A 24,008-nucleotide genomic window follows, 5' to 3' on the forward strand; every position below is an offset into this window, starting at 1 on the left:
GGAAGGTTCCTGAGTGTGTGATGGGGAACTCGGGGCGCTATCTACTAGCCGCGCGTCAGCACTTCGCGCACGTACCGGTCTTGCCAGTCCGGTAGCCCGGACGCGTGGTGGCGGTCGAGCACTTCCTGCGCATAGCCGTCGGAGCGCAGCATCGCCACCATTTCCTTGCTGAACGCTGTCTGCAGCATTCGGCTCTGGGTCTTGGTGGTCCAGTAGTAGTAGCGGTTGGGCACCGCCTCGGTAATCATCTTCACTTGATCGAGCGTGAGGCCGAACACATCGCAGTACAGCTCCTTGCTCGTAATGGCTTGGCTGTTGGGCAGGTAGATGATGTTGGCGATGTTGTCCTTGAGGATCTCGAAGTCCGCCACCCGGGCAACCTGCTGGAGTGACTGCGTCGCCATCCAGATCGCGCCGTTGAGCTTTCGGATAGTCACAATCCACGTTTCCAGTCGGGCGTAGAACCGCGGGTTGGTGAAGAAGAAGCCAGCTTCCTCCACCTCGATGATGGTGTAGCGGGTTCCCATGGACTGGCTAATGCGGTAGAACGCATAGTCCATGAAGAGGGCCGCAGCGCGCGGGAAATTGGTGAACAGGTCGCCCATCTCGATCGACAGGTCGTCGCTCACCTCGAAGGCATCCTCGACGTAGTCGAAGAAGTGGCCATATTGCCCGCCCTTCACCCAGATCTGCAGGCGCTCACGCAGCGTGGCGTGCAGTTGCGTGCAGAGGTTGGACAGCGTCCACCGCTCGCGCGGAAAGCGCGCGAGGATCTGCACGGCCTGAAAGAGGTCGGTGCGCTGCTGCGGCGTGCAACGGAAGTTATCGTCCTCGATCGCTAGCACCAACCAGTCCGTGACGTACGCGAAGTTGGCGGCATCCGTGAGCAAGGACAGCGGATTGGTCTGCGTGGCCGCCTGGAAGCGCCCGGTCACATCGACAAACTTGCCACCGGCGAGCAGCGTAGGGATTCGGGTCGAGCGGTCTTTGTCGAAGCGGATGCGGCGCGCGCGCTGGCGGCCCGCCTGCGCGACAAGGAAGTTGAGCATGACCGACTTGCCGGCCCCGATGGGGCCGAGCACCAGCAGGTGGCCATTGCCGCCCGGCTGGTGCATGTCCACGCGTTGCGCGGTACGGTGGCGGGTTGGCAGGTAAGTGAGCGGCGGGGTCTCCACGCCAGACAGGTTGGTGAGCCAGTTGTTGCGGGTCGGCCCGGGGCGCACCGAACGCAGCGGGGCAATGTCGGACACCGCCGGCGTTTCGACGAATTGGAGGCGGCGCTGCTTGTCCCAACGGCCAGGCAGGGTGCTGTTCCAGGCCGGCAGCAGGTTGGCCTTCTCCCGGATCGGGCCGAAACCCGCGTTGGTGATGGCACCCACCACCTCGCTCACGGCATCCTCGCATTCGGCCTCGGTGTCGCCGTAGACGATCACCGAAATATTGACGAAGCCGTGCTGCTGCCCCTCGGCGGTCAGGCGGCGCAGCGCGTCGCCTGCTTCGGCTGCCAGTTGCTCGCGGCCTTCGTCGTTCTGCGTTTCCTCCTTGGCCGCCATCTGCTTGACGATCGACCAGAGGTTGAAGCTCGCCATCTTGTAGAAACGGCGGATCTTCTCGATGTAGTGGGTGGCCTTGTGGGTGTCGAGGAATCGATAGAGGATGCAGATGTCCAGTTCCGCGTCGATCTGCGTGAGCACGTCGAGCGCGGCTTCCTGAAAGCCCATCCATTCCTTGATGGCCACCACGGCGGCGAAGCGTTTGCCGTGGGCCGATTCGAAGAACAGCTTGTCGGCGCCGCTGGTCACTTCCGACTCGGTGAGATGCGTATCCAGCAGCGTGACGGGAAAGCGGACGCGGCGCGGCGGCACGGTCGGATTGGCCGTCTGATGCAGCGCAGCCAGGCTGTCCTGCATCGACAGGCGGGTGAGGCCGAGCTTGCTCACACCACCCGTGAAGGCGTCCAGCATCGACTCGAAGCGCTTGGCGTCGGCCTCGGTGCGTTGCAAGTCGAAGGCGAAGGCATTGCGGGCCAGCAGCACGTCCTTGGCGGTTTCGAAGGCGGCGATGGCGAAGTTCTTGCCACCGACCGTCATGTGATAGGCCATGCGCTCGAACACCTTGTCGATGCCGTTCTCCGGCGTGTAGGCAAGCGCGAGCGAATGCGAGTTGCGGAAGTACTTGCCGCTGGTCATGTGCTGCCGATTGAGCGTATCGAGCCGGGCGTCGGACGCGGCGGGGAAGGTGCCGCCGATGTAGTCGCGGGTGCGCCGGTGGCGTAGCCGCCACCATGCGGTCACACGGCTGTCGAAGCTGCGGCAGGCCTGATCGAGCTGGTCGCGGGCGGCCGACACGTCCAGCGTGTTGGGGCTGTCTGCGTCGATGCCATCGAAGTCAAAGGTCGCCAGCAGCGAGCCATCCTTGTTTAGCACCAGGTCGGGGGTAACCAGCGTCATCCACGGTGCAATTTCCTGCATGGGGCGGCGTTTCAGCATGGCAGATCGCTATCAAAGCCGTAGGGGCGGCGAAAGCGGGGGCTGAATTTGCCGTGCCACGGGGCCGACTCGTAGACGTCGCCGTAGTGGTTGTAGACGTTCAGCACGAGGTTCCACCATGGGTCGCTGGTGGTGAGCCAGCGCAGGAACAAGTGGACACACAGGCCAAGCAGGAAGAACCCGGCCACCGTCCAGAAGCCGCCCGTGTAGGTGGCATAGCACAGCAGGGCGGTGATGGTTCCGTTGGCGATGGCGAGCCCGCGCACAGCGCCGCCGAGCATGCGCGGCAGAGAGAGCGAGCGGCTGACGGCGTGCTGGCGCATGATCAGCAGTACTGAGTCAGGCCAAGGTTTTTGGCGATCGGAATGGCGGCAGCCGCGAGCCCGATCCCGACGATGGCCGTCATGACGACCTTTACGATGGTCGACTCGGAGTTGGCGATACCAATTGCGCCCAGAATGATGACCACCACGCCGATCACGAAAATGATGGGGCCGCTCACCAGTGCCTGGATCGAGCAGATCATATTGGTCAGGCCGCTGAAGATCCCGAGGTCGGCTGCCATGGCGCTCTGCGCGCACAGCATCAGTGCCGCGCCCATTACCAAGGCTGTGTGTTGGGAACGGGTCACGGTAGTGTTGGACGGCATCCCCGGTTGCGGGTTGGATCGAAGCATGGTGTGGCGAACTCCCAGTTAGAAAACGCGATTGACGACGTAGTCGTTGTTCTTGAAGCCCTGGATCTCCAGGATTTCCGACACGTGCCGCATCTCGCCGGTACGACGCAGGTGCAGCACGTAGTGGAAGCATTCGGCGATGAGCTTGCGCATGTCATCCAGCTCCCAACGGGAGCCGGCGGGGATGCCGAGCATCGCCAGACTTTCGAGCCGCGACAGGGCGGAGCGGGCGTTGTTGGCGTGTAGCGACGCCATGCCGCCATCGTGGCCGGTGTTGAGCGCCTGCAGCAGGTCGTACGCCTCGCCGCCACGCACTTCGCCAACGAGAATCCGGTCGGGGCGAAAGCGCAGGGACAGGGCGACCAGTTGTTGCGTGGTCACGCGGGTGTCAGCGTTGGACAACAGGCGGACCTTGTTGGGCACCGTCATCTTCAGTTCCATCGTGTCTTCGATGGACAGCACGCGCTCGCTGTGGGGGATCTCGGCCACCAGCGCGTTTAGGAGGGTGGTCTTGCCCGAGGACGTGCCCCCGGCGACGAGGATGTTCTTGCGCTGCACGACCAGTTTGGTGAGCGCTGCCTTTAGCGGTTCATCCTCCACCGGGCCGTCAAAGATCGGTTTGTCGTCGGCGGTGTTGCGGGCCACTCGGGCAGAGAACGCGCCCATCTCGACGTAGTCGGAAAGGGAGAGGTTCTGCTCGCGGTGTCGGCGGATACTGAGCGCGTTTCCGTCGATGGCGGTGGGCTGCATCACGGCGGCAATCCGCATGCCCTGGTAGCCGGCGTTGATGATGCCTTGGTCGGTGCCGCGCACCGCGGACTTCTGCACCGAGGCGGCGAGTGCCCGCACTGCACCTTCGAGCATGGCCGGATCGAGCCGGATATCGAGTTTGAGCAACTCGCCGTGGCGCTCAATCCAGACGCTATCAGCGTGGTTGATCATGACCTCGGCAACGTCCGGCACTTCGACATAGGGCTTGATCGGGCCAAGAGCCTCGAAGAACATTGCGACCGCGCTCGCTTCGAGCTGGTCGAATTGCAGGGGGGAGGAGGCGGCAGGTGCAGACATGCCGCTATTGTTCTCGTTCAGCGTCTGCGTGTGCGGCCGAAAGCTATGCGATTTTCGTGAGCTTTCTACGGGGTGGCAAAGTGACGTTGCGCCTATTCGTGAACTGGAAGTTCTCGGCCAGACAGTCTGACCCGATGCGAAATGGCGAGATGAAACGGAGTATCCGGGCGCAGTCCAACCGGTTGGACTGGGATTCTGGGAAAGACGATACAAATGTGTGAGCTTTCTCAGGATTGGCCGGCGGCTAGTTCGGAAGCTTCTCGACCCACGGCGCTGTGTCACTGCGAAAGCTCCCGAGCATCCACGTGCAGGGCTGCGGTCGAAGAACCTGCTTCGTGGGTTGCTATGGTTGAGCGGCACACCAGACTCGCGAGCCGTGGCGCAGATGGAAGGTGCGTTGCGGCACTGTTGCACTCACAGTAGCGTGGGATTCGCGGAAAGCTGTCAATAATCGTATAGCTTTCACATCTCAACCTGGCCTGATTCACTGGTTCAATTAGCGGCATCCAAACGGGTGCCGTATGCCACTGTTCTCACGCCGCAACGATTCCAAGAAGGTCCTCTCGCCAGCGCCCGGCATGTATGCGGGTGAGGACGTCACGCTGTTCCTGTTCGACCGCACGGCGCGCGTGCTGGTCGAGCGCAATCACTGGAAGCTGGCAACGCTCGTCGCCGCGCTGGTGGCCGTAGCGGCTGTGATGACGCGCCAGCCGCCCGAACCAGTCGTGCGCGTGGTGGGGGTGTCGGCCGACGCCAACGGCAAGCCGGTGGCGCGAGAGCTGGAGGCCTACCAGCCAAAGGCGTTGGAAATCCAGGTTGCCTTCAAGGACGTGGTGATGCGCATGTTCACCATCGAGCCGGTGCTCACCGCCGAGATCGAAGACTCGCGCATCTTCCAGAACATCAACAGCGTCAAGAAGCAGATGGTGGGCGCCGCGCGCAAGCAGTTCGAAGACTGGCTGTCCGAAGATGCGCCGTTTCGCGCCATCGCGCAGAGCCCGTCGCTGGTGCGCGAAGTGCAGGTCACCAACATCGCCCTGCTGCCGGACAACACGGTTGCGGTGGAGTTTGTCACCGCAACCCGCGATGAAGGGGCGAAGCCGCGCAAGCAGCGCTACGCCATGACCTTCCGCTACCAGATCGATCCCCCGAAGAGCGACGCGGCACTGACCGCCAACCCATTTGGCATCTACCCCGTGTTCTTCAGCATCCAGAAGTCTGCCGCCTGAGTCGGCCACCTACGCCATGTCCCAATCCCTGCGTTCCCGTTTTTCCGTCGTTGGCCTGACTGCGGCCATGTGCCTGATGCTGTCGGCGGGCCCCGGCTTTTCGGCCGACAAGCCATCGCGCAAGGCGCCGCTGCCCGCACTGGGGATCGGCGACATGGCCGACGCCATGAATCCGATGAACCCGTTCAACGGCGGGGTCGAGCCGGTAGCCTTGCCCAGCGACTCACGCCTGGTGGTGTTCCCCTACAGCGCCGATCAGATTTTCCGCGTGCTGACCGCACCGTTGAAGGTGACCACCATTGAGTTCGCACCCGACGAACAGATTGTGGGCGATCCCGCGTGGGGCGAGAACATCCGCTGGAGCTTCGAGACGGACGGCGCAAACCACCTTTATGTGAAGCCGAGTGGACCCGGGCTGGTCAATACGCTGTCGGTCAATACCAACAAGCGCAGCTACGAATTCACGTTGGTGTCTTCGCCGCTGGGCGGGATCTTCTACCAGAAGGCGCGCTTTCGCGTGCAAGAGCCGTTCGGCGCGAAGGCAAAGGCGCGGGCGGAGCATGGCGCAGGCGCGGCCGAGCGGGAGCCGACAACGTCGGCGCCGGATGCCGTCGCAGTCTCACCGGACAAGCTGAACTTTGACTACCGCGTGGACGGTAGCGCCGCGTTCAAGCCGGAGACGGTGTTCGATGACGGCACCGCCATCTGGATGCGCATCCCCCGCGGCGCGGACTGGCCGGTGGCACTGTACAAGGACGGCAGCGACTTCGTGGTGGCGAACTTCATTCGCCGCGGCGAGTTTCTCGTGATGCAGCGGCTGGCCGACGAGATCGCGCTGCGCTCGGGCGACACGGAAGTCAAAGTGCTACGTGGCAAGCGTCGCTTCCTCGGCCTGTTCTGAGTGAGGCGCACATCGTGAAGCAGCCCGTGACCGACGTATCCAACGCCAAAGAGCATCTGACCAGCGGCAAGGTGCCGCGCAATATCGTCACCACGCTTGGCGTGGTGGCGGCCGTGCTGGTGGGCACGCTTGGGTATTTGTACCAGAGCAACATGGAGTCGGACCTGGCCAAGCAGGCCGAGGAGAAAAAAGCCAAGAAGCTACAAGAGCGCACCAGCACGCCCGACAACGGCGGATTGGATCAGCTCATTCGCCAGCAGCAGGAGGAAGCGCGCAAACAGGCAGCGTTGCAGGCAGACCAGGCGACCAAGCCGGAGCCGGCCAAGGCACCAGTGATGACCGCAAAGGATTTCGTGCAACCCGCGACAGCCGCTGGCGCGTCTGCCGGCGAACTGAAGCAGGCGAACGATCTGGATACCGTCATGACCTCGCCGATCTTCAAATCGGACGGCAAGGCCATGCGGCGCGACGTTAAGCGCCAGCCGGACCTCTCCGGCGTGGTCGATCCCGCGCAGATGCGCGCCCAGCAGCAGGCCGCAGTGGCCGGCATAAATGGGGCGGGTGGCGTGGGTGGCGCTGGCGGCACGCCTGGCATGGGTGAGGGCGGTGACGCATCGAGCGACACGCAATTCCTGCGCGGCGCGGCGGGCACGAGCTTTACCCGTACCGGGTTCGCCGGCAAGCTCGCGCCGTGCACGGTGAGCCAGGGCTTCGTGATTCCCGCCACATTCGTCGGTGGCCTCAATTCGGACAAGCCGGGCGAGTTCCGCGCGACCGTTACCAACGATGTGTACGACACGGTGAATGGCACGTGCAAGGCGATCCCGGCCGGCGCCACCCTGGTTGGCACGTACAGCAGCGACATTGCCATAGGGCAGGAGCGCATCCTCGCCGCGTTCGTGCGCATGCAGTTGCCCAATGGCAAGTGGGTACCGCTGTTAGGCATGGGCGGCGCCGACCCCAATGGCCACGCGGGTATCAGTGGCGACGTCAACAACCATTTCTTCAAGATCTTTGCCGGCGCATTGATCATTGGCGTGCTCGAGCATCGCTTTAACGATACCGCCACCGCCACAACGGTCGGCCCAAATGGCCTGACCACCTACGGCAATACGGCGGGGCAGGTCGCTGCGCAGACCGCGCAGACAATCCTGAACCGCAACCAGAACATTCGCCCGACCATCACCACCAAGCCCGGCCAGAAGCTGCTGGTGCAGGTGAAACACGACATCGTGCTGGAGCCCTATCGTGACTAAGCGGGGGACTAAGTATGCTGTCGCAATCCTGCTGGCACTCGCCGTGGGTGTCGCGGGCGCGCAGACCATCGAAGCGATGGTGAGCCCCACGGCGCTGGTCGTGCGTGACGCGGCGGGTGCGCGCGTGGTGACGATGCCGGGCAAGCCGGTGCTCTACTGCGGGCTGGACTCATTTCTGGGCTGGTCGGCGCGATGGATTGGCGCGACGCTGCGCACGGAAGCCGGCCAGGCCCCTGCCGTGCTGATGCAAGGGAAAGCTGTGCCGCTCGCCGCGCTCTTGGCACGCGACGGCTGGCTGCGCCCGGAACGCCTGGACGATGGCGCACAGGTGGCGCTGGTCGAGCGACGCGGTGGCTGGGCCTGCGCGGCCAAGACCGAGGCCTTCACGCAGATGAGCCAGAAGGTCGAACCCCGCATTCTGGCGGGCATCGCCATGAACGAATCGGCCTATCGCGGCCGTCCATGGCCGTGGACGCTCAACGTTGCCGGCCGCGGCATGTTCTTCGCCACCCGCGAGGATGCGCACGCGACGATTGAACAGCTCCTGGCCGCCAAGCGCTGCGACTTCGACGTCGGAATCATGCAGATCAACTGGTGCTACCACGGCAAGCGCTTCGCGTCGGCGTGGGATGCGCTGAGCCCCGCGACCAATATCCGCGCAGCCGAAGCGATTCTCACGGAAAACCTGCAGCGCAGCGGCTCCCCAATGAAGGCGGTGGCCTGGTACCACAGCGCCGATCCGGCGCGCGGCGGGCCGTATTTCGCCCGATTCATGACTCACTTTCAGCAACTGAAGGCCCCTCAACCATGAAGAAGCCGCTTCTGACCTCCGTGCTGGCCCTGGCGGTGAGCGGCGCTGCCGTCGCGGCGGATACCGACCCGCTCGATTTTGACTATCAGGTGGTGGCGCGCGCCAGCGAGCGCCCGGCGCTGATCTTCAACGATGGTCAGTCCACCTATATCCAGCCGCGAGCCGGGCAGCCCGTGACGGCCGATGGCGCGCAGCAAAACGGCCCGTATTGGGTCATCGACGGCGTGCCGGACGTGGTGCGCTACAGCGTGAACGGCCAAAGCGTCGTAGCTCGCTGGAAGCGCGCCAACGGGTTCACCGGCGAACCGGCCAATCCGGTGGGCGACCTGCCGGGGAGCCTCGCCGGCTTCTCGGGACGCATCGCCTTGATTGGTCAGCATCGCGACCTCGCGCTGGTGCGCGCCGGGCGGTCGGTGATGCCACTGGCCGCGATGGTGAAGTCGCTCGCACCGGCCGGTTGGTCGGGCTCGGCGCAGAAGGACATTGCGCTCACCGAAGACGTATCGCTGCAAAGCGCCGCCGGGGAGAACTGGCTGCAGGCGCTTGGGCGGGTACTCGAGCAACGCAACCTGTACGCCGAAGTGGAATTCGAGCGCCGGCACGTCGCCCTGCGCGCCACCGCGCCCAAGGCATTTGCGGTGGATAGCCGCCGCGGCGCCGATGCTCCGGCCGCCTCGTTGTTGGCCGTGACCGCACCGGTGGCCGCCGAATTGGCACCGACGTCCGTCCGGCCATCGGCTACGGCTGCGTCCGCCACAGTCCCTGCCGCGGCGCCAGCACCGGCCGCTGGCGCTGCCGCCGAGCCGCTGACGCTCGCCAATGCCTTCGACGCCAATGCGATCCGCGATACCAAGGCGGGCCGCATCGAGATTCGCTTCTTCCAGAAGCCGGGGGACCTGCTGTTCCAGGATGCGGCGGGGAAGCGGCTCTCCACCGAGTGGCGCGATGAGGACAAGACGCTATCGCTGGCCACCGTGGACCGCTTCACCGTGCGTGGCGGCGGCAAGGCCGTGGAAGTGGCCCGCGTGCCGGGCATTCACTACCTCTTTGCGCAACAGAACGAGGCGGGTCTCTCGCGCGTGTTCGAGAAGGATGGCGCGACTTATCTGAGCTTTGACAAGTCGATGGGCAGCATTTCAGTCTTCGACGAGAGCCGGCGCGGCACTGGCGAGCACAAGGATCGCTACTACAAGTTCAACGGCATATCGGCGCATCTGACGGTCATGACCGATGGCAATGTAGTGCAGGTTGATCGTGTGCCGGAAGTGCGCTTCTACGAACGGGCGGTGACCCAATGATCCAGCGCTTTGCGACCGGTGTCGTCGCCCTCACGCTGTGCGCAGCCACCTCGGCGCTCGTCAGCGGTAACGCCCATGCCGATTGCATGGACGACGCCGCGGCCTATCACCAGCTCAGCGCCTTGCTGCTGCGGACTATCGCCCGACATGAGTCGGGCATGCGCGCCAATGCGGTCAACCGCAACACTAATGGCACCGAGGATATTGGCCTCATGCAGATCAATTCGGTGCATCTGCCGCGCTTGGCCCGCTACGGCATCACGCGCGCCAAGCTCTTCGAGCCGTGTGTGAGCGCCTATGTGGGCGCATGGATCCTGCGCGACTGCCTAGACCGCGTCGGCGCGACCTGGGCGGGTGTGGGTTGCTACAACGCCGGCGCCCACGACAAGCGGATGCGCTACGCGAACCGCATCTACCAGACCCTGCTCAGCACGCAGCCAAAGTAACGACAAGCATCCCGATTCCAGATACGACACATGTTCCAGCCTCTTTCTCCTGCCCGGTTGAGCCGGACCCTCTTCGCGGCGAGCGCTCTGTCCCTGTGTGCCGTGGCGCATGCCGCTGTCCCTGCCAGCACTTCGGCCAGCACCTCGCCGTTTGGCGTTGATGCGGGGGGCCATTTCGAGCCGACCGCGCCGCTGGCAGGTGCCGGCTGGCAGCTGCTTGCCGCCAATACCAGGCGTGCCGCTGACAAGCCCGCCTCGACACCGCCATCCATGGTGACTGCGAAGCCGGCCACCGAGCTTGCGGCCGCGCCTGTCCCGGCCACCCAGGTTGCCACCGTCGCCGCCACGATCCCGGCCGCCACCCCCGCGCTGCCCGCCGCGTCGAACACGTGGGCGGTGTCGCCGGTCGACGGAAATTTCCGCCAGTTGATCGAAGCCTGGGCGTCGCGCGCCGGCTGGAGCGCTGCGCCGTGGGAGCTGGAAAAGGACGTACCGATCGTTGGCAGCGAGGTGTTCGATGGCAACTTCAAGGCCGCCGTGCGCCGCGTGCTGTCTTCCACCGAGATGACGGACTACATCATCAAGCCGTGCTTCTACTCCAACAACGTCGTCCGGGTCGTGAAGCTGACCACGAAGTGCGACCTCAGCCAGTGAGCCGATATCCCATGAAATTGACCCGACTCTTTTGCCCGACCGCTGGTGCTGTGCTGGTGTGCTCGACCCTGGCCGGTTGCGTGTCGCCACAGCTGCAGCGGGACACACGCCAGGCCGCCGACGACGCACGCGCCGAACAGATGGCCCGCACCGAGAGCCTGTACGCACAGATGCGCCGCGATCGCACTGCTGTCGAAGCTGAACAGGAAGTCTTGAAGCCGTACCTCGTTGGGAAGCCCGTGCCAACTGCGCGCAACGTAACCCTGCCGGTCGCGCTGCGCAACAGTGTCGATACCTGGATCATGTTCCCCGAGCGCGTGATGCCGCTGGCCGTCGCTGCGCAGCGCATCACGATGGCGACCGGTATCCCAGTCAAGATCGAGTCCGACGTGTATCTGCCTGCCAATCTGCTGATGCCGCGCAGCCTGATGACGCAGGCGGGCGGCCAGTTGCGCAGTCAGAGCCAGAACGGCGCCGCAGGCGCCAATCCGCTTACTGCGATGGGCCTGGGCCCAGCGCCGGCCACGAACGGCCCGCTGCCCGGGGCGCTGCTTGCCGGCGGCGCGAGCCCGGCTGCCGCCAATCAGGCCACTCCGCTGATTGAGACGGCGCTCAACGTCGAGTTCAAGAACAGCGAGAAGATGCCGCTGGCGAATATGCTCGACCTGATTGCGACGCGCCTGGGGATCAATTGGGAGTACAACGCCGCCAAGGGCGTGATTCGCTTCTACCGGCTCACCACCAAGATGTGGCAGCTGCCGATGAAGGCGGGTACCAGTTCGTTCACCACCGAGTTCAAGCAGAGCGCACAGGGCAGCAGCAACGCCAACGTGGGCGGCGGCGGGCAGGCCACGCAGATAGATGCAGCCGTGAAGTCCGAGGCCAAGGAGCTGGACGACATGGACGGCATCCGCAAGAGCATCGAGCCTGCACTGACCATGGTCGGCCGCGCCGAGCTGAACCCGGCCACCGGTATCCTGACCCTCAAGGACACCAAGGAAGCGGTCGAGGCGGCCGACGAGATCGTACGCAAGCAGATTGCCATCTACTCGCGCATGGTGTACGTGAAGTTCCAGACCATCGACTTTACGGTGACTGACAATGGTGAAGCCGGCGCGGACTGGAACGCGGTGCTCACCAAGGCATTGGAGCACATTCCGAGCTTCACGTTCACGGCGCTCTCGCCCGCGTCGCTCGTGTCGTCCAACGCCGGCAGTTTCGGCCTGGGGATCACGTCGGGCGGATGGAATGGCACACAGGCGATTGTCAACGCGCTCAAGCAGTACGGCACGGTCACGACCTCCGTAACGATCCCCATGGCGCTGCGCAATCGCCACGGCGCTCAATACAACAACCGCAGGCAATTCACATATGTGTCGTCGACGACGCCAGCCTCGACGACGGTCGGGGGCACCGGCGGCATTCCCGGCATCACCACGTCGACCGGCACGGTCGGGTTCAAGCTGACCCTGTTTCCAGACGCGACCACCCGCGACGACGTGAACCTCACGCTCGCCTTTGACCAGTCGGCGCTGGATGGTCCGATCGAGACCTTCACCTCTGGCTCGGGCAACAACCAGCAGTCGGTGCAGGTGCCGAAGATTGTGGCGAAGGGGATCCCTGCACAGGATCTGATCGTACGCAACGGCCAGACCGTGATTGTGACGGCATTTGATCAGACCGATTCGCAGTTCTCGCACCGCACGCTCGGCGAATACTTGCCGACCATCCTTGGCGGGTCGCTAACGGCCAGTAAGTCGCGCACGTTCACGCTGGTGCTGGCGACCGTGATGGTGCAAGACCAGGGCGAAGCGCAATGATTCTCGACATCCACGGCAAGAAGCTCGTCTTCGGCATGCAGTGGCGCACGCTGACGGGCAGCGATGCCCCGTCGGCGCTGGCGGCGAACATTGCCGGCGAGGTGCGGGCCGCACGCATCTGGCACGACGACCAGGCGCTGCACATGGGCTATCTGGATGCGGCCGACGCGCAGGCGAAGATCAAGGAAAAACTGTACTCCGGCGCGGCGGCCATCGCCCGCCTGCCGGAGTTGGTGCCCAATGCGTTCTTCGTGTTCCGGCTGGAAGCACCGGGCCAGGCACCGGTGTACCTGGTCTGCGGAATTGTGAAGGGCCGCCCGCGGGTGGGCTTTGACCAGGTCGTGCGCGACGAGAAGACGCTCGCCCAACTGGCGGCGGACTTCCCTGCCAAGTGCGACGGCGAGTTCAAGTTGGTGGGCAACGCGCCCGAGCTGTTGCCGTTGCTGCCGCCGGAACGCCTTGTCACGCACGTGCCTTACACGCTGGACATGCTCGTGGCACATGCCGGGCCGGCCGCGCTCCTTAAGAAGCCCCGCGCCACGAGCCGACGCAAGTGGGTCCTTACACTGGGCCTGCTGGCGGCCGCAGCGGCAGTGGGTTGGCCGTATGGCAAGGCTGAGTACGATGCCTACCAACGCCGTCTGCATCCGCCGCCGCCACAGAAGACACCGGCAGAGCGCTATGCGGACGATCTGGCCGCGCGAGCCGCCGGGCCGGTGGCGCTGGCTGGCGTCGCGCTGCCCGCCTGGGCGCAGTGGTTCGCCAACGATGTGCCGCTGCAGGTCGGGGGCTGGTCGCTCGCTAGCATCCTGTGCGCGGACGTAGTGACGCCCAAGGCCAACTGCACCCTGACCTATGAAATTCGGCAGGGCGCGAAACGCCTCACCAACCAGACCTTCGTGGCCGCGCTGCCGGATGCATTCGGGGCGCCGGTGTTCCAGGCCAACGACACCAAGGCGGTCGTGAGTGCGCAGGTGCCGGTGGGTGAGGCGCGCAATCTCGGTGCGGTGCTGGAACAGCCGCCGAAGGCGATGGCGCTGCGGGTGGGCTTCGGCTCCCAGTTGCAGACGCTGCGCCCGGTAGCCACCAAGGTGGAGCTGAAGGACCAGTCGATCTTTGGCACTGTGCCGCCCGAAGGGCCGGCCTCGCTCCTTCACCCGGTGCTGTCGGCCCCGTGGGAAATCTCCGGTCCGCTGCGCAACGTGACCGAGTTCGCGGCTTTCCCGCCGAACGTCACCGTTAAGGCGATTGACCTCATGGTGAATCTGGACGCTGCGCCGGATCTCAAGCAATCGAAATTCATGTTGACGGTCAAAGGCGATGCGTTCGCCCGCGACTGACAAGGACTCTCCCATGCGTGCAACCCCGTTCCCGATCCGCCGCGCTGCTGTCGCCGTACTCGCCTTGCTGGTGGCTGGCCCGGCACTCGCCGACGATGACAAGTCGCTTACCCAAAAACTGATCGATGCCGACGCCAAAGTGGCGCTGCAAAAGCTCCAGCAGGAACTGGACAAGAATGCGCCGCCCGCCGCGGTGTCGGCCGCGCCAGCTGGTGTGACAGTCAAGTCCGCGGTCGAGCGCGCCCCGCAAACCATCGCCCTCTATGGCGTGGACGGGCGTGGAGCGGGCGGTGCGATGACCCTGCGCAGCTACGTGCGCTGGGGCGACCAGGTCTACCCGGCCAAGGTGGGCGCCAAGTGGCGTGGCTATACCGTGTCGGCCATCACCGAAAACGGTACCACGCTCACGCGCGGCAAGGCCCGTGTATTTGCGCCGGTGGTACAGGAAGATGCGGCGGTGCTGGTGGATATGCCGCAGCCGGGCAGCGCCGGGACTGCCCGCTCCGGCCCGCTTCCGACCCAGAGCGCAATGTCGGCGCAAAACACGCCGCCGTTCTTCCCGTTGCCGTCGATGGGCCCGGTGCCGCGCGGCGCTTCCGAGCCCACGCCGCTGCCCATGCCGCCTACCCCGGTTTCGCCAACGGGTGCGCCGACGGCTTCTGTGCCGCTTTCGGCCACGGTGGCGCAACGCTGAGCGCGGCCATGGGACTCTTCAGCAAACGCGAGAAAGCCGACGGTTTCACGGGCGGCGGCACCGGCGTCACGGTCGTGACAGGCGGCGCGGCAGCGTTCGTGCCCGCGGCGCCCAGCGCACCGGGTGGTCCGGCGGCGGCAACGCCGGTGCCACGGGCTGGCGAAGGCCGCGCCGACGAGATCGCGACGGTCGACGACCTACCGGAGTTTGTGCGGACGCTCTATGACGAACTCGACATGGCGCCGTCGCTGCGCCACGTCATCTGCCCGGTGCTGGTCGAGGCTGCGGCCAGCGCCGACGGCCGGGGCCGGTTCGCCCTGATCCTCACGCGGGACATGGCCAATTCGGACGTCACCGAAGAAATCTTGCGCCAGTTGCGCCTGCGCTTCGACCCGGCTGCGCCCGCTATGTATCTGGCTGCGGCACAGGTGATGGTCGCGCTCTCGCGCGGCAGTGTCGAGCCGACTGGTGGCGGAGACAGGCTGGCCGTTGGCGCCGGTCGCCGCCCGGCCAGCGCGCTGTGGCAGAACTTTGATGCGGTCGGCCGCTTCGCGCTGCGCGAGGGGGCTTCTGATTTGCACTGGGAGGTCGAAGACCAGGGCGGCTATTCGCAGGTGCGCCTGGCCATTGACGGCTATCTGGTGGCGCCGCCCGAATTCCGCATGGAGACGGGGGTGGTCCTGGATACGCTTTCCCACGTCTGGCAGAAGGGCAAAGGCGGCTCGCAGGGCGTCTTCAGCCGTGTGCTGCCGCAGCAAACCAGCATCCGGGCCAAAATCGACGGCCAGCCGGTGGTGTTCCGCTGGGCTTCGATGCAGAGCGCGACAGGTCATGTGACGGTCATGCGGATGCACCGCGAGGAAGTTACATCGAAGCGCGTCGACTTTGTAGACGATCTGGGCTACTTCGAGCAACAGGCGCAGTTGCTGGATCGCAACACGATGCAACTGGGAGGCGGCACCGTGTTGGTTGGCGTCGTCGGCTCGGGCAAGACCACCACCGCGCACGCGATCATGCAGCGCCTGCCGGCATGGATGAACAAGATGGCGATTGAGGATCCGGTGGAGCTGCTGGCCGAAGGCACGCACCACTTCTCGGTGTCGCGCACGCTGGACGGCACCAACCGCGACGAGGATCCGTTCATTGCCGCCAAGCGCCAAATCAAGCGGATGAACCCGCATTTCGTGATGGTCGGTGAGTTGCGCGACCACGAATCGGCGGGGCTTTTTCGCGACGTGGCCGGCGCCGGCCTGCGGGCGCTGACCACGGTTCACGCGCCCAGCGCGCTCACGGCGCCTGACCGGCTCTCGGACGGCGAATTGCGCATCCCGCGAAGCGTGCTCGCCACGCCCGGCTTCGTGAACCTCTACGTCTACCAGGCGCTGCTGCCCAAGACTTGCACCTGCGGCCTGTGCGGCGCGGACATGAAGCGCATGCTTGGCGCCGACAGGCTCAGCCAAATCGAGCGGCTCTTCCAGTTCGATGTGGAAGGCATCCGGTTGCGCAACCCGCAAGGGTGCGACCTGTGCCGCCGGCCCAACCTGCCGGATCTGAACGGGGCACGCGGGCGCACGGTAGTGGCCGAGATGTTTGAACCTGACGAGCTGGACCTGAGCTTCATTCGCGACGCCAAGAACATCGAGCTGGCCGCCTACCAACGCAGCAAACGCAGGTTGGGCTTCGACGTGCCCGACAGCACTGGCAAGACCGTGTTCGAGGTCACCATGTACAAGGTGTTCGCCGGCATCGTCGATCCGCGCGAAGCGGAGAAGCTCACGTCGCTGGACGCCTATGAGGCGCGGCGTCAGCGCGAACTGGCGCGTGCTACCAACGCGATGGGGATTCACGCATGATGCAGAACCTGATCAAACGCTTCTTCGGCGTGTTCTCGCGCAAGGTGGGCACGCCCGCCCTGCGCGCGGGCGACCGCGTGTTTGCCGACAAGCTCTTTTGGGCCAAGTACCGGTTCCGCGGGACGCGGGCCACGTATTACTACGACCTCGCCAAGCGCATCCAGCACATGCCTGGCGAGCCAATCGCGAATCATTTAGCCAAGGACGCGGCACGCCGCGCCGGCGAGCCATTGGGAATTCTGGCCGCGCACTGGCTTTCGCGCTCCGAGGGCATCGACGGTCAGATGCAGCGTTCGCGCCTGACCGAAATCTTCCGGGGCACCGTGCCCGACGAGGACATCCCGATCCTGGCCGTGGCCGAAGACGGCGGCGACATTCGTGAAGGCCTGGAAACGCTGGCACGCAACCTGACCGCACTCGGCGAGGCGCGGGCGGGCATCGCACTGACCCTCGCGGGCGTAGTGATGACATTGGTCATCCTGCACGCGTATCTGGCGGCCATGGCCTTCCTCGTTGGACCCAAGGTCGATGAGTCGTTCCGCAGCATGCTGGACGTGAGCCAATACGGGCCGATCGGCAAGACCTTCCACAACACCACGACCTTCCTGCGGCGCTGGGGCTGGCTGGTCGTCCTCCTCGAAGTCGGAGCCTGCGTGTGGGTGTTGCGGGCGCTCAGGAGCTATGTTGGCCGCCATCGCGCTTGGCTGGATCGGAAAGTGTTGGTGTTCGACTTCTTCCGTCGCTTCCAAAGTGCCCAGTTCCTGGCGGGGCTGTCGGCCGTCACGAAGCGCTTCGGGGGTGACCTGCGCAGCCTGTCGGACGGCCTTACGTTGATGCGAGCCAATGCCTACCCGTACCTGTCGCACCACATCGAGCGCATGGAGTTGAACCTCGAATACAACCCCAACGAGGGTGGCAAGGTCTTCGACACAGGACTCTTTGACCGCGACACGAGCTACCGGATTCAGGACATCGCGGAGTACGAGAGCGACCTCTCCAAGATGCTGCATACGGTCGCCGATGACCTGCTGGTGACGACGCCCAAGCTGATGCTACAGCGCGCCGCGCAGTTCAATCGTCGCGCGACGATCGTGCTCATCATCTTGATCACCGGCCTGGCCTTCATGCCCGCCTTCATGGCGCAGGAAATGAAGGTGCGCACGCAACTGGCTGGCATGGCCGGCAAGCGGCCGGCGCAGGTGGCACCGTCTACGCAACCCTGACGTCCATTCCACCCAACCCTGACAACCCCTTATTACTACGATACCTCCTGGAGAACCTGCAATGACCGAAGCAACCAAGACTCTGACCGCCGATCAAGCAGCCCTGCACGCCGCGCCCGCCACCGCTGGCCAGCCAGCCCTGATGAATCCCAAGACCGCGCCGGCCGGCAAGCGCAACCGCCGCACACGCAAGCAGTGGGGCGGGGGCGTGCTGGACGAATACGGCTTCTACCTGCTGCTGGCCGGTATCGCGCTGGTGGCGATTCTGGTGCTGTTCTCGCGCAACCAGACTGACTCGCAAGTGCAGCAACTGACAACGGAGCTAAACGGCGTGGTTGGTAAGGTGAAGACAAGCTATCGCGGCCAGTACAACAAGGTGAGCATTGGGGCGCTCATTAGTAATGGCGTGTTCAAAGATCTGACGACCATGACGGTGTCCGGCACGACGGTGCTTCTGCAGCCGGGCGGTGGCACGTTGACGGTGGCGCCAGGCCAGTTGCTAAGCGCCAACGACTCGATTCAATGGACGGTTCCGCAGCAGCCTGACGCCGCCTGCATCTCTATCGTTGCCTCGTACCAGGGAAGCGCCGGCAAGATCGTCGTGAACGGCACCACTATTAAGGCCGTTGGCGGCTCGGTCGATCCGACCAAGGTTTCCTGCTCGGGCGGCAGCAACACGATTGACCTGTACATCGCCTGATGCTGGCCCCCCGCCGGGCGCCGATGACCTCATAGTGCCCGCTGCCTTCAAAAGAGATAGCAAATTAGTGAGCTTTTGCGATCGGTAGCAGCCTGAATTGAGACAAAGTTCCAGTACAACCCTCGCCTGGCCTCTGGCTGGGCGTTCCCCTATACGGAGGTCACCATGTTCCTGACGGAAGCTGCATTCCAGCTCACAATTGCCGCCGCCGGGATGGCGGTGATGATCCACAACACCAACAGCCTGGTTGATGATGCTCTGGCGATGGGCACGGGCCAGTACATGGCCAACGTAGCCAGCGCGGTCAACACCTATGTGTTCGACAACATGACGGTACTCGCGGGCAGCCCTGCCGGCCCGACGGCGATCACGGCGGGCAGTGCGACGGCGACCGTAGCCAGCCCACTGCATCCGACCATCCAGGACCTGATTAACCTGCAGTTGCTGCCGATCGGTTTCAGCGATGTGAGCCCGCTCGGGTTGTCATTCAAGGTGGATCTGACGCCGATCAATTGCAGCGCAGGGCTGACCAACTGCACGATACCTGGGGTCATGTACTCCACGACGGCCTACCGGGATTCGTCGGGCAGCGTGCGTACCGACCAGCTGAGCGGCGCGATTGCCACCGCCGGCGTCGATTCTGGGATGTCCTATGCCGAAAGCCCGGGCGTGATTACCGGCATGGCAGCGAGCTGGTCTGCGCCGAATCCGCTTCCTGGCAACCAGGCCGGCGTGCTGATGATGCGCGTTGGCAATACCTCGTTGCTCGCGCAAAGCATGAATCAGTTCTACAAGCGTGATGGCTCGCTGAACCTGACCGGCCCGATGGATGCCAACAACCAGGGCATGAATCGGGTGGGGAACTTCCAGTCGAATGGCTCGGTGTCGGCGGCGGGGGATGTGGCTGCAGGCTCAAACGTGAGCGGAAATGGTGTCTATGGCAACTACGTGCAGTCGAATGGGGACCTTCGGGCGAACGCCAACGTATCAGGGAATGGAGTTTACGGCAACTACGTGCAGTCGAGCGGAAATGTGGCGGCGGCGGGTCGGTTGTCCGGTAACCAAGTTTCGGCTACTGGTAACGTGACCTCTGGCGGCTCAGTCGTTTCTTCGGGCTACTTATATGCAGCGGGCGCAGTTGTTCCATCCACCGGTGGCGGGCAGCAGGCCTGGGAAGGCTGGGGCTGTGGCGACCCTCAAGGCGCCATGCGCAGTGACCCAAATGGCAAGATCCTCTCCTGCCAGAATGGCGTTTGGCGAAATTCGTCAGGAGGCGCAGGGGTCGTTGATATCCAGTTTGTGAGCAACTGCTATAACAACGACTTTGGCTTGTGGTGGCGTGTGGTCTACGCAAACGGATCAACGAAGGATATGTTCTCCCCGTCTGGCGGCTCGTGCTCGAACGGTGGTGGCTAATCTTCTGTGTAACGGTAGAGCGAGACGGCGAGTATCCTCGCCATCGTTTCTAAGCAGCTCTTCGCCCTATTGGCACTTCAATACGACAACGCCAGTCACGTCGCCGCTGGACGGTGTTGGCATTGCATAGCCAAAAGCTAGCAGAGGCGCGGATTGGCTCGATCCCATGGTTTGTACATGATGAAGTACACCAGACGACTGCGATACCCCATTCAGGGTCGTGCCGCTGACAGTTGTGGTTGCGTGGCTGTCTGATCCAATTGCCACGTCAAGCGAAATAGTAGTGAGACCTGGGCCGTTCAGATCAATCACGGCAGAGGCGCTGTTCACCTTTCCGGGTGCGAAATTTCCAGGCACCGCGGTCGGGCTGGTGTTGGCAAGCAACGTGCAGGATAGCGTTTGATTCGGACCCAGGACGCGCTGGATAACCAAGGGCTTGCCAACAGCATAGTGAGCGCCCTGATTCGCGGAAATGCTACCAATGCTGCTCGAACCATCAGTCCAGCGGCCGATTGCAAAGTCCCCATTGCCGGCGACGTCGGCTACCTTGCCTCCATTCAGAGTGATCAGGCTGTTCGCGTCGATGCCAAGCTGGGTGTACGCCCCGGCATTCGGTGCCTTCTGGTACTGCGCGGGGAAGGCATTGGACGCGATCGATTGCAAGACAGATCGGGTGGACGTTTCCGTTTGGGGAACGAACACCACTGCCAGCGGGTCGGCGGCCACAGTTAGCGCAGAGCCTTGCACCGAAATAGTCGGCGTTGGCGGCGGCGTCGTGGCCGGCGTACCAGCCGGCGTTTCGTCGCCACCGCCGCCACCACCGCAGGCGGCAAGCGCGAGCAGCGAGGCGAGAGAGACCGCGGACAGACCAAGGTTCAGATTTTTTTTCATTGTTGTGTGTGTGTTTGCTTCGAGGAATTAGGTTGGCGCGCTCACATCGGAGCGAGTTATTTCATCCTACCGGCCCTCCACCAAAGTCAAGGGCGCGGCGCGGACAGGTAGCCAGCTGTTCGCCCAGCCGAAAGCGCGACAATCAAGGCAGACTGAAATAACGGCGGCGCGGCCACCGAACTTGAGGCTATGGTGCCCAGGCCGGTCACTCTGCCTCGTTGGCTGTAGCGCCGCAGGCGCTAGCTGTCATACAGATATGAGCCGCAGTGGTTGCAAAGATGCTGGTCTCGATTGGACAGCAGACCGCCGCGGCGCCAGAGCCGGATACTGCTGGAATTGCAGAAGGCACAAGCCGTGCCGCGCCCGGTGCGGCAATGGGGGTAGTGGGCCAGGTACTGTTGCAGCGAACGCGCCTTCTGACGCGTGACAAAGAGCAGGACCAGCGGCGCGAACAGAAGCAGCGGGTACGCCATCGCGCCCCATAGCCAGGGATTCTTGCCGCGCTTGTGGGCGAGATAGGCCGTAAAGCCCATGCACAGTGCACGGAAACACCAAAATCCGTAGTCCAAGGTACCTCCCCTTTTTCTTGTTTTTGCGTTGGGACAGATCTCGAAGGGCCGCAAGTATGCCGTGCCACTTCGAGGGGGGAGGGTAGCTCTATCGCCTAACTCGATTCGCCGCCACGGTTGCGGCGGCGCCAAGGCGCGCTGCTCAACGTGCCGGAACAGGCGGGGCAGGAGTACGATCGACTCAACTCAATACGCGGTGCGCTGTTGGCAATAAGGTAGTCCGTACCGCAACTCCGGCATGCTGCGAGAGACAACTCGGACTCCTCGGCCATCGTTCGCGCCAGATAACTAGCACGGTCCGCAGTGAGCTTAAGGTCCACGTCGAAGGTTTGCTCCGTGACGTTATAGGCCGCGATGAGTGCCTCTGGGACATTAGCCCCCTCGCTCACGCAGATCCGGTAGAGCCAAAGGAAGAGCGTGGACTGGACCCGCGCGGTTGACGACTCAAAATGCCACGCGACGGAGCTTGGCATTTGGCCACACGGCGAGGACGCCCCATGATGTTCCAGATAGATCTTTCTTGCCTTTGCCGGATTGATCGATAGGAGCGAGGCGACACTGGAGGCTCGGCAGCCCATCGCCGTGAGCATTCGGCAGTAGACGTCAGATTGCAAGCGCTCCAACCGAAGTCGTGTCCAGTCTTGTTTGGCCTCAGGTTTCCCGGCACGCGCTTGGGAGAACTGCATGAAATAGTGACCGAGCAGGTCGTAGGACGTCCGGTCCGCGCCGTGCTCGATGAAGAAGACCGGCTCTGCGATGCGCCACCGGAAAATTGGGAACTGAATGCGGCTGACGGCCAGGTCAAGATGATGCTGCGGAAGTTCGCGCAGGTACTGCGCGAGTTCGAGGCTGATCCCAAGAAGAGGGGCCGCCAGGATGCTGGCGTGCAGCAGTTCGACCATGAGCCAGACGTAGGCGCGGTTGTTGTGGTAAAGCAGGATCTTGTCGACACTGTCAAGGACCGGGGTCTGATGCTTGATTTTGTCGACGGCAATCGTCGTAGTGCGACCAGAGACGAGCGACTTCCAGTCTGCTACGGCTCCGATTGTTGGTACAACCGTCATGAACGGCATGCCCATCACCTTGCGGAAGGCGGGCTCATTCCTGCGCAGAGCCTCGATCTCTTCCTTCCTGATTCCGAAGATCTGCGCAAATGCAGCGTGTCGGATCAGCGCCTCCTCCATGTAGTCGGTGAGGTGATAGTTCGTTGAGCGAATACGTTCGGCCGACAACCTGGCTAGTCCCAGCTTGTCAAAGTCGCCACGCAGAATGTCAAGCTTCATGACAGGGCTTTCCTCTTAGTATTTTGTTGTTGTGTTTCTTGCTTCCTACACGCCGCTCCGTGGTTAAGCAGCGTCACGGCTTCCCGACTATCGTGAAACCGCGATAGCGGCGACCAGATCCGCGTGGTATCGGCCAACGACAGATGCCATCGTTTCCAGAAGCGGACGGACCTTCGCGCTGTTGTTCTCCATAAGGACTCGCAGTTGTGCAAGGGAGAATTTGGTGACCATGGTCTCAAAGTGCGCGTGGAAGTCGGTGAGGACCGCGTGGGTGTTCGCTTCCCTTGTTGCCGCATCGTGCGCGGCTTCCATCTCAGTCAGGGTGTCCTTTAATTCCCGTTGTGCGGCCGCCAATCGTTGATTGACGTCCTCGATGGCGGCTTCAATGCTGACGTAGCCGGCGGGGGGCACCTCGCGCAGGACCTCTTTGGTCTCGACCCTGGCCTTGGCGGTGGCCAGCTGTTCGAGGAGACGATCCCGCTCGTGGGTCAGGTCATCAATCGCCATTTGGAACTTGCTGACAGAACTGTTGCTTCGAGCAAGGTCCACTTGGGCATCGGACAGCGCGGCGCGGTGAGTATCGCGTTCGGCAGCCGTCTGCTGTGCCTGCGCCCGGAGCTGTTTGATTTCGTACTCCATATCGCGCTGCGTGGACACCGCTTGCGCAAGTTCGTCTCTTGCGCCTTCAAGCTTGGCTTCGGCCTCCAGCAATTGCTCATCAGTCTCACGCGTCTTACGCAGCAGTTGGCGAATTTCCTGCCGGCCGATCTTGTTGTTCTTCTCCTTCTCCTCCATCACCATCAGCAAGTCGTCGTCGGAAACGGATGCCCGCACGAGGACCGATAGCTCACTGATACTGAACAGGTTGAGCGCCTTATTGTTGTCGAGGAAGCGCCGATAGATCTGCATGTGCAGAAAGATGTACGACCGACTCATGTGCAGAACACGCTGGCAATAGGTACTGAGAAGGCCCGTCGCCTGGCGCCTGGCAAGTTGACGGTTGCCGCATGCTGCCTCGAACTTGCTGAATAGGATGGTGTCGATCTGCGCCAGACGTGAACCAATGGCAAGCGATTCAGTTTGAATGCGGTCGAGGCTCAGGAATATCTCCTGAGTCGCTTGTACGATGCGCCCGATTGCTGCTGCATCGAGATGCTCGGAGAGGACAGCCCTGGCGAGTAGCATTAACTGACGAGCCCGATCATCGAGCGGGCTGTCTGAGGGGAGCGAAGGCAGATTGTCGTCTTGGTCGGATTGGCTCATATGTTGAATTCGTCTGTTGAGTAGTGAGTTGCGAAGCGGCAAGTTCATCGCACCGGCGAGATTCTTTTGTGAAGGCGAGGATAGCGTCGTCATTCGCCGGCTGCGGTCCGGAAATAGGACGAAATAGA

The 24,008-nt window shown here is 63.4% G+C and carries 22 protein-coding genes; 14 read left to right on the top strand and 8 right to left on the bottom strand.

Annotation, left to right across the window (positions count from 1 at the left end):
• Positions 1 to 44 precede the first annotated feature (44 nt).
• From KB879_RS36265 to KB879_RS36280, 4 genes are read right to left on the bottom strand one after another with little or no spacing between them, the layout of a single operon-like run.
• Positions 45 to 2,489, bottom strand: coding sequence for a VirB4 family type IV secretion system protein (locus KB879_RS36265; RefSeq protein WP_211982677.1), 2,445 nt, complete (start codon positions 2,487 to 2,489; stop codon positions 45 to 47).
• Positions 2,483 to 2,812 carry a protein TrbD gene (locus KB879_RS36270; RefSeq protein ID WP_013954473.1) on the bottom strand — a complete coding sequence of 110 codons (330 nt, stop codon included), beginning with the start codon at positions 2,810 to 2,812 and terminating at the stop codon, positions 2,483 to 2,485. The genes KB879_RS36265 and KB879_RS36270 overlap by 7 nt, the downstream gene beginning before the upstream one ends.
• A 2-nt stretch (positions 2,813 to 2,814) precedes the next feature.
• The gene (locus KB879_RS36275) at positions 2,815 to 3,138 is read right to left on the bottom strand and encodes a TrbC/VirB2 family protein (protein ID WP_276522664.1); all 324 of its coding nucleotides are present in this window, start codon (positions 3,136 to 3,138) and stop codon (positions 2,815 to 2,817) included.
• Positions 3,139 to 3,183: 45 nt separating this feature from the next.
• Positions 3,184 to 4,233: a CpaF family protein gene (locus KB879_RS36280; protein WP_211982678.1), complete on the bottom strand. Its 1,050-nt coding sequence runs from the start codon at positions 4,231 to 4,233 to the stop codon at positions 3,184 to 3,186.
• A 521-nt stretch (positions 4,234 to 4,754) separates the two neighbouring features.
• Between KB879_RS36280 and KB879_RS36285 the strand changes: the two genes are divergently transcribed.
• From KB879_RS36285 to KB879_RS36350, 14 genes are all read left to right on the top strand, one after another.
• Entirely contained in the window at positions 4,755 to 5,462 is a 708-nt protein-coding gene (locus tag KB879_RS36285) for a type IV secretion system protein (RefSeq protein WP_211982679.1), read from the top strand.
• A 16-nt stretch (positions 5,463 to 5,478) separates the two neighbouring features.
• Positions 5,479 to 6,363, top strand: coding sequence for a TrbG/VirB9 family P-type conjugative transfer protein (locus KB879_RS36290; protein WP_153956134.1), 885 nt, complete (start codon positions 5,479 to 5,481; stop codon positions 6,361 to 6,363).
• A gap of 14 nt (positions 6,364 to 6,377) precedes the next feature.
• Positions 6,378 to 7,619, top strand: coding sequence for a TrbI/VirB10 family protein (locus KB879_RS36295; RefSeq protein ID WP_211982681.1), 1,242 nt, complete (start codon positions 6,378 to 6,380; stop codon positions 7,617 to 7,619).
• Positions 7,612 to 8,430 (top strand): lytic transglycosylase, encoded by an 819-nt coding sequence (locus KB879_RS36300; protein ID WP_371827434.1) that lies wholly within the window; start codon positions 7,612 to 7,614, stop codon positions 8,428 to 8,430. Before KB879_RS36295 ends, KB879_RS36300 begins: the two co-directional genes overlap by 8 nt.
• Positions 8,427 to 9,728 carry a TrbG/VirB9 family P-type conjugative transfer protein gene (locus KB879_RS36305; protein ID WP_211982683.1) on the top strand — a complete coding sequence of 434 codons (1,302 nt, stop codon included), beginning with the start codon at positions 8,427 to 8,429 and terminating at the stop codon, positions 9,726 to 9,728. Before KB879_RS36300 ends, KB879_RS36305 begins: the two co-directional genes overlap by 4 nt.
• Positions 9,725 to 10,174 carry a lytic transglycosylase domain-containing protein gene (locus KB879_RS36310; protein WP_153956131.1) on the top strand — a complete coding sequence of 150 codons (450 nt, stop codon included), beginning with the start codon at positions 9,725 to 9,727 and terminating at the stop codon, positions 10,172 to 10,174. The genes KB879_RS36305 and KB879_RS36310 overlap by 4 nt, the downstream gene beginning before the upstream one ends.
• Positions 10,175 to 10,204: 30 nt before the next feature.
• Positions 10,205 to 10,828 (top strand): toxin co-regulated pilus biosynthesis Q family protein, encoded by a 624-nt coding sequence (locus KB879_RS36315; protein ID WP_211982685.1) that lies wholly within the window; start codon positions 10,205 to 10,207, stop codon positions 10,826 to 10,828.
• A gap of 11 nt (positions 10,829 to 10,839) precedes the next feature.
• Positions 10,840 to 12,648 (top strand): protein PilN, encoded by a 1,809-nt coding sequence (locus KB879_RS36320; protein ID WP_211982687.1) that lies wholly within the window; start codon positions 10,840 to 10,842, stop codon positions 12,646 to 12,648.
• On the top strand, positions 12,645 to 13,988 hold the full coding sequence (locus tag KB879_RS36325) for an ATPase (RefSeq protein ID WP_211982689.1): 1,344 nt from the start codon (positions 12,645 to 12,647) through the stop codon (positions 13,986 to 13,988). The genes KB879_RS36320 and KB879_RS36325 overlap by 4 nt, the downstream gene beginning before the upstream one ends.
• 13 nt (positions 13,989 to 14,001) lie before the next feature.
• A complete protein-coding gene (locus KB879_RS36330) occupies positions 14,002 to 14,682 on the top strand; it encodes a hypothetical protein (protein WP_211982691.1) in 681 nt (226 codons plus the stop codon).
• Between the two features lie 8 nt (positions 14,683 to 14,690).
• A complete protein-coding gene (locus tag KB879_RS36335) occupies positions 14,691 to 16,535 on the top strand; it encodes an ATPase, T2SS/T4P/T4SS family (RefSeq protein ID WP_211982693.1) in 1,845 nt (614 codons plus the stop codon).
• Positions 16,532 to 17,758 (top strand): pilus assembly protein TadE, encoded by a 1,227-nt coding sequence (locus tag KB879_RS36340; protein WP_211982695.1) that lies wholly within the window; start codon positions 16,532 to 16,534, stop codon positions 17,756 to 17,758. Before KB879_RS36335 ends, KB879_RS36340 begins: the two co-directional genes overlap by 4 nt.
• Before the next feature lie 61 nt (positions 17,759 to 17,819).
• On the top strand, positions 17,820 to 18,458 hold the full coding sequence (locus KB879_RS36345) for a type 4 pilus major pilin (protein WP_211982697.1): 639 nt from the start codon (positions 17,820 to 17,822) through the stop codon (positions 18,456 to 18,458).
• 165 nt (positions 18,459 to 18,623) lie between these two features.
• Positions 18,624 to 19,874 (top strand): adhesin, encoded by a 1,251-nt coding sequence (locus KB879_RS36350; RefSeq protein ID WP_211982699.1) that lies wholly within the window; start codon positions 18,624 to 18,626, stop codon positions 19,872 to 19,874.
• Positions 19,875 to 19,940: 66 nt separating this feature from the next.
• Here KB879_RS36350 and KB879_RS36355 read toward each other — a convergent pair whose 3' ends face one another.
• The 4 genes from KB879_RS36355 to KB879_RS36370 all read right to left on the bottom strand — a co-directional run bounded on the left by KB879_RS36355 (position 19,941) and on the right by KB879_RS36370 (position 23,973).
• Positions 19,941 to 20,765, bottom strand: a complete 825-nt coding sequence (locus tag KB879_RS36355; RefSeq protein WP_211982701.1) for a hypothetical protein — start codon at positions 20,763 to 20,765, stop codon at positions 19,941 to 19,943.
• 239 nt (positions 20,766 to 21,004) lie between these two features.
• Positions 21,005 to 21,334 carry a hypothetical protein gene (locus KB879_RS36360; protein WP_249221385.1) on the bottom strand — a complete coding sequence of 110 codons (330 nt, stop codon included), beginning with the start codon at positions 21,332 to 21,334 and terminating at the stop codon, positions 21,005 to 21,007.
• 95 nt (positions 21,335 to 21,429) lie between these two features.
• Positions 21,430 to 22,617, bottom strand: coding sequence for a FlhC family transcriptional regulator (locus KB879_RS36365; protein ID WP_211982703.1), 1,188 nt, complete (start codon positions 22,615 to 22,617; stop codon positions 21,430 to 21,432).
• 87 nt (positions 22,618 to 22,704) lie between these two features.
• Complete coding sequence (locus KB879_RS36370; protein ID WP_211982705.1) at positions 22,705 to 23,973, bottom strand: hypothetical protein; 1,269 nt, start codon at positions 23,971 to 23,973, stop codon at positions 22,705 to 22,707.
• Positions 23,974 to 24,008 lie beyond the last annotated feature (35 nt).

This window comes from Cupriavidus sp. KK10, assembly GCF_018223725.1.
Classification (GTDB): domain Bacteria; phylum Pseudomonadota; class Gammaproteobacteria; order Burkholderiales; family Burkholderiaceae; genus Cupriavidus; species Cupriavidus necator.

Bases quoted from the DNA above. Each gene is read 5' to 3' on its own strand.
- KB879_RS36265 (WP_211982677.1), bottom strand. From the start codon at position 2,489: ATGCTGAAACGCCGCCCCATGCAGGAAATTGCACCGTGGATGACGCTG.
- KB879_RS36270 (WP_013954473.1), bottom strand. From the start codon at position 2,812: ATGCGCCAGCACGCCGTCAGCCGCTCGCTCTCTCTGCCGCGCATGCTC.
- KB879_RS36275 (WP_276522664.1), bottom strand. From the start codon at position 3,138: ATGCCGTCCAACACTACCGTGACCCGTTCCCAACACACAGCCTTGGTA.
- KB879_RS36280 (WP_211982678.1), bottom strand. From the start codon at position 4,233: ATGTCTGCACCTGCCGCCTCCTCCCCCCTGCAATTCGACCAGCTCGAA.
- KB879_RS36285 (WP_211982679.1), top strand. From the start codon at position 4,755: ATGCCACTGTTCTCACGCCGCAACGATTCCAAGAAGGTCCTCTCGCCA.
- KB879_RS36290 (WP_153956134.1), top strand. From the start codon at position 5,479: ATGTCCCAATCCCTGCGTTCCCGTTTTTCCGTCGTTGGCCTGACTGCG.
- KB879_RS36305 (WP_211982683.1), top strand. From the start codon at position 8,427: ATGAAGAAGCCGCTTCTGACCTCCGTGCTGGCCCTGGCGGTGAGCGGC.
- KB879_RS36310 (WP_153956131.1), top strand. From the start codon at position 9,725: ATGATCCAGCGCTTTGCGACCGGTGTCGTCGCCCTCACGCTGTGCGCA.
- KB879_RS36315 (WP_211982685.1), top strand. From the start codon at position 10,205: ATGTTCCAGCCTCTTTCTCCTGCCCGGTTGAGCCGGACCCTCTTCGCG.
- KB879_RS36320 (WP_211982687.1), top strand. From the start codon at position 10,840: ATGAAATTGACCCGACTCTTTTGCCCGACCGCTGGTGCTGTGCTGGTG.
- KB879_RS36325 (WP_211982689.1), top strand. From the start codon at position 12,645: ATGATTCTCGACATCCACGGCAAGAAGCTCGTCTTCGGCATGCAGTGG.
- KB879_RS36330 (WP_211982691.1), top strand. From the start codon at position 14,002: ATGCGTGCAACCCCGTTCCCGATCCGCCGCGCTGCTGTCGCCGTACTC.
- KB879_RS36335 (WP_211982693.1), top strand. From the start codon at position 14,691: ATGGGACTCTTCAGCAAACGCGAGAAAGCCGACGGTTTCACGGGCGGC.
- KB879_RS36340 (WP_211982695.1), top strand. From the start codon at position 16,532: ATGATGCAGAACCTGATCAAACGCTTCTTCGGCGTGTTCTCGCGCAAG.
- KB879_RS36345 (WP_211982697.1), top strand. From the start codon at position 17,820: ATGACCGAAGCAACCAAGACTCTGACCGCCGATCAAGCAGCCCTGCAC.
- KB879_RS36350 (WP_211982699.1), top strand. From the start codon at position 18,624: ATGTTCCTGACGGAAGCTGCATTCCAGCTCACAATTGCCGCCGCCGGG.
- KB879_RS36355 (WP_211982701.1), bottom strand. From the start codon at position 20,765: ATGAAAAAAAATCTGAACCTTGGTCTGTCCGCGGTCTCTCTCGCCTCG.
- KB879_RS36365 (WP_211982703.1), bottom strand. From the start codon at position 22,617: ATGAAGCTTGACATTCTGCGTGGCGACTTTGACAAGCTGGGACTAGCC.
- KB879_RS36370 (WP_211982705.1), bottom strand. From the start codon at position 23,973: ATGACGACGCTATCCTCGCCTTCACAAAAGAATCTCGCCGGTGCGATG.